The sequence below is a fragment of the Kandleria sp. genome (assembly GCF_017934775.1).
Taxonomy (GTDB): domain Bacteria; phylum Bacillota_I; class Bacilli_A; order Erysipelotrichales; family Coprobacillaceae; genus Kandleria; species Kandleria vitulina.
Window position 1 is genome coordinate 1 of the sequence record NZ_JAGBIX010000086.1, and the last position, 3,919, is coordinate 3,919.

7 protein-coding genes are annotated in these 3,919 nt (G+C 35.0%); 6 read left to right on the plus strand and 1 reads right to left on the minus strand.

All coding sequences use genetic code 11. From position 1 onward, the window contains the following. The first annotated feature begins 114 nt into the window (after nucleotides 1–114). The 6 genes from J6L95_RS09240 (at nucleotide 115) to queF (ending at nucleotide 3,450) form a co-directional block, all read left to right on the plus strand. The gene (locus J6L95_RS09240) at nucleotides 115–468 is read left to right on the plus strand and encodes a hypothetical protein (RefSeq protein WP_287458921.1); all 354 of its coding nucleotides are present in this window, start codon (nucleotides 115–117) and stop codon (nucleotides 466–468) included. A 165-nt stretch (nucleotides 469–633) separates the two neighbouring features. Then, the gene (gene queD / locus J6L95_RS09245; protein ID WP_287458922.1) at nucleotides 634–1,038 is read left to right on the plus strand and encodes a 6-carboxytetrahydropterin synthase QueD; all 405 of its coding nucleotides are present in this window, start codon (nucleotides 634–636) and stop codon (nucleotides 1,036–1,038) included. 2 nt (nucleotides 1,039–1,040) lie between these two features. Continuing rightward, a complete protein-coding gene (queE, locus tag J6L95_RS09250; protein WP_031589380.1) occupies nucleotides 1,041–1,700 on the plus strand; it encodes a putative 7-carboxy-7-deazaguanine synthase QueE in 660 nt (219 codons plus the stop codon). Further along, a complete protein-coding gene (gene folE / locus J6L95_RS09255) occupies nucleotides 1,701–2,267 on the plus strand; it encodes a GTP cyclohydrolase I FolE (protein ID WP_287458923.1) in 567 nt (188 codons plus the stop codon). It abuts the gene before it with no gap. Then, nucleotides 2,267–2,956: a 7-cyano-7-deazaguanine synthase QueC gene (gene queC / locus J6L95_RS09260; RefSeq protein WP_287458924.1), complete on the plus strand. Its 690-nt coding sequence runs from the start codon at nucleotides 2,267–2,269 to the stop codon at nucleotides 2,954–2,956. The genes folE and queC overlap by 1 nt, the downstream gene beginning before the upstream one ends. Beyond that, complete coding sequence (queF, locus tag J6L95_RS09265) at nucleotides 2,956–3,450, plus strand: preQ(1) synthase (protein ID WP_287458925.1); 495 nt, start codon at nucleotides 2,956–2,958, stop codon at nucleotides 3,448–3,450. Before queC ends, queF begins: the two co-directional genes overlap by 1 nt. 252 nt (nucleotides 3,451–3,702) lie before the next feature. Here the strand turns inward: queF and J6L95_RS09270 are convergent. Continuing rightward, nucleotides 3,703–3,919: transposase (locus J6L95_RS09270; protein ID WP_502711015.1), on the minus strand; the 217-nt coding region annotated here is incomplete at its 5' end.

Genomic DNA, 3,919 nt, shown 5'->3' on the forward strand with positions numbered 1-3,919 from the left:
ACACAGGAGGTTTCATCTTTTTTAGTTAAATACGAAAAAAGATGATTACTAAGATATACTCAGTAATCATTTTACTGTTTATATAGATAAAATTGAGGGTAGTGTATTAGTGCTATGTGCTATAGATTTTTGACACTACCCAATGAGATGGGAGAAGTCAAATATGTCATCTCGGTATTAGGGAAGAATGTGATTGATTTCTATATGCAGTTAGATTGGCATATTGAAGCGCTTTATCTTCTTGCTACAATTGAGTATCTCTGCCATAAGAATCATCTTGATTTCATTGATCAGTATGATTACAGTGCATTAGAAACATATGTTCCAGAAGAAGCTATCTATCCTGAAGGGATTGGTCTGCTTTCAAGAATTATGGGAATGGATATGAAAGAAAGAGTATTGGAGTTTGCGATTCCTGAATATATGAAATACAATATTATTGAGTATGAGATGGATCAGGTTGTCTAGCTCTTGACTTCATTTTTAACTCTTCGTATAATATGTAAGCAAAAATAAGAATAAGACAGTTCGCTTGTACCATCCTGTCTCTAAACAAAACCAGGACTACTGATTTGATTTTTTAGGGTGTACAAGATGTACACCCTTTTTTGATGCAGGCGACAAGGAGGCAATATGTATAGAGTATCAACACAGGCATCATTTGATGCAGCACATTTTTTAAAGGATTATCCAGGTAAATGTCATAATCTTCATGGACATCGCTGGAAAGTTGTGATCGAAGTCTCTTCGCCTGAATTAGATGAAGGGTCAATGGTTATTGATTTTACTGATATCAAAAAAGAACTAAAGAAGATGGCTGATCATTTTGATCACTGTCTTATTATTGAAGAAGGATCACTAAAAAAAGACACATACGAAGCGCTTCTATCAGAAGATTTTCGTATTGTCACAGTTAACTTTAGACCTACGGCAGAATGTTTTGCTAAATATTTCTTTGATCAGCTTTCTTCATCTTTTCCAGTTAATAAAGTACAAGTCTACGAAACACCTAATAATGTAGCAACTTATGAGGTGTAGTTATGTTTAAAGTTGTAGAAATGTTTGAAAGCATCAATGGTGAAGGCTATAAAGCAGGACAGCTGGCTTATTTTGTTAGATTTCAGGGATGCAATATGAACTGTGTCTACTGTGATACTAAGTGGGCCAACAAGAAAGATGCCCCGTATCAGTTGATGTCAGCACAAGATATTGTTTCAAAAGTCAATGAAGCACATATCAAGAATGTGACTTTGACAGGCGGTGAACCTATGCTTCAAGAAGAGATTGAAGAACTGATCAGATTGTTATATGAGAATGGTCATGAAGTAGAAATAGAGACCAATGGGTCAATTGATATTTCTTCTTATGATCATTGTGATTATCGTCCAAGTTTTACTTTAGATTATAAATGTCCAGATAGTGGGATGGAGAAGTTTGTGGATGTGATGAACTATGATCATATTCAAGAAAAAGATACCATTAAGTTTGTCTGCTCATCACGTATTGATCTAAAGAAAGCTTATGAGATTATTGAGAAGTATGCATTAAATAAAAAAGCACATGTCTACTTATCTCCGGTCTTTGGAAAAATTGATCCACAGGAGATGGTGGCATTTATGCTTGAAAAGAACATGAATGATGTCAACTTGCAGCTGCAGATGCACAAGTTTATCTGGGATCCAGAAGAAAGGGGTGTTTAGATGATTGATACAAAAGCGATAGAAGAACATATTCGTGGTATTCTTATTGCCTTAGGTGATGATCCTGATCGAGAAGGATTAAAGGAAACACCACAAAGAGTAGCACGCATGTATGAAGAAGTCTTTGAAGGCATGAATTATACTAATCATGAGATTGCAGAAATGTTTAATAAGACTTTTGAAGAAAATTTAAATGAACATAATCAAGATATTGTCTTTGTCAAAGATATAGATGCCTTTTCTTACTGTGAACATCATATGGCACTCATGTATGATATGAAAATATCAGTTGCCTATATTCCCAATGGAAAAGTCATCGGCTTAAGCAAGATTGCTCGTATTTGTGATATGGTCACAAAAAGACTGCAGCTTCAAGAACGTATCGGCAGTGATATTGCGGATATTATTTCGGAAGTAACTGGCAGTGAAGATGTCGCTGTCTTTATTGAAGCGAAGCATAGCTGCATGAGCGCAAGAGGAATTAGAAATACTGGTGCAAAGACTTATTCAAGAACATTAAGGGGAAGATTTGAAAAAGAACCTTATCTATTAGGAGGAATGATGTAATGAAAGCTTTAGTTTTATCTGGTGGTGGTATTGACAGTACGACATGTTTAGCAATGGCTGTAGAAAAATATGGCGCTGATAATGTCATTGGATTATGCATGTACTATGGACAAAAGCATCAAAAAGAAATAGAGAGTGCCAAGAAGGTAGCGAACTACTATGGGACTGAGCTTTATGAATTGAATCTTTCTAAGATCTTTGCTTATTCAAAGTGTACGTTATTAAATCAAAGTGAAGACGAGATTCCTCATGAATCCTATGATGAACAATTAAAACATACTGACGGTGCTCCTGTTTCTACTTATGTACCATTTAGAAATGGCTTATTCTTATCAGCTGCTGCTTCTTTTGCTTTATCAAAAGAATGTTCAGTCATCTATTATGGAGCCCACGCTGACGATGCGGCAGGAAGTGCTTATCCTGATTGTTCACCAGCATTTAATAATGCGATTAATGAAGCTATCTATTTAGGAAGCGGTCAACAATTAAAGGTTGAAGCACCATTTATCAATAAGACCAAAGCAGATGTTGTGAAGATTGGTCTTGATCTTCATGTTCCTTATGAATTGACATGGAGCTGTTATGAAGGTGGCGATGAGCCATGTCATACATGTGGAACATGTGTAGATAGAGAAAAAGCATTTGAGCTTAATGGAACAATTGATCCATTATTAAAAGGAGATAAATAATGAGCAGAACAAAAGAAGAAATGAAGGATGTTACATTCTTAGGAAACCAGAATACAAAATATCCTACTGATTATGATCCAAGTGTCCTTCAGTCATTTGATAATAAACATCCTGGAAGAGAATATTTTGTAAAATTCAACTGTCCAGAATTTACTAGCTTATGTCCCATTACTGGACAGCCAGATTTTGCGACTGTCTATATTTCATATGTTCCTAATATCAAGATGGTCGAAAGCAAATCCTTGAAGCTATATTTATTTAGTTTTAGAAATCATGGTGATTTCCATGAAGACTGCATGAATATTATCATGAATGATCTGATCAAATTGATGGATCCATTATATATTGAAGTATGGGGTAAATTTATACCAAGAGGTGGGATTTCAATTGATCCATACTGCAACTATGGAAAGAAAGGCACAAGATGGGAAGAGGTTGCTTGGCAGCGTTTGACTCATCATGATCTTTATCCAGAAAAAGTCGATAATCGTTAATCGACTTTTTTTCTTTTTTATAAAAATTTGATTATAATAAAAGAAAGCCAACTATAAGGAATTCAAGTAAAAATTGAAGTTTTATCACATTATCTTTGTTCCTTGGCTGATCTCATTAAATAACAGTTGCGATTTCATACTAATCATCTGTTATTGAACCGAATTATATTAGAAGTATATTGAAAACTGAATATTTGTGTACACAAAAAGTACTGTCCTTCTGGCAACGCTATCAATACAGTTATGCAGAGGCTATACTAGTACAGTTTCATCAAATTTGATGTTTTGTGTCAGCAGCTTGTAGATGACTCTGATCAGTTTTCTTACGCAGTGACCCTGAGCGCATAAATGTGTTTTACCCTGGCTCTTCTTTAGGTTATAATAGTTCTTGAAAGTGGAACTGTTATTACACACTGTGAGGATACACTGATAAAGAGCCTTACGAAGATATCTAGAGCCTCGTTTTGAA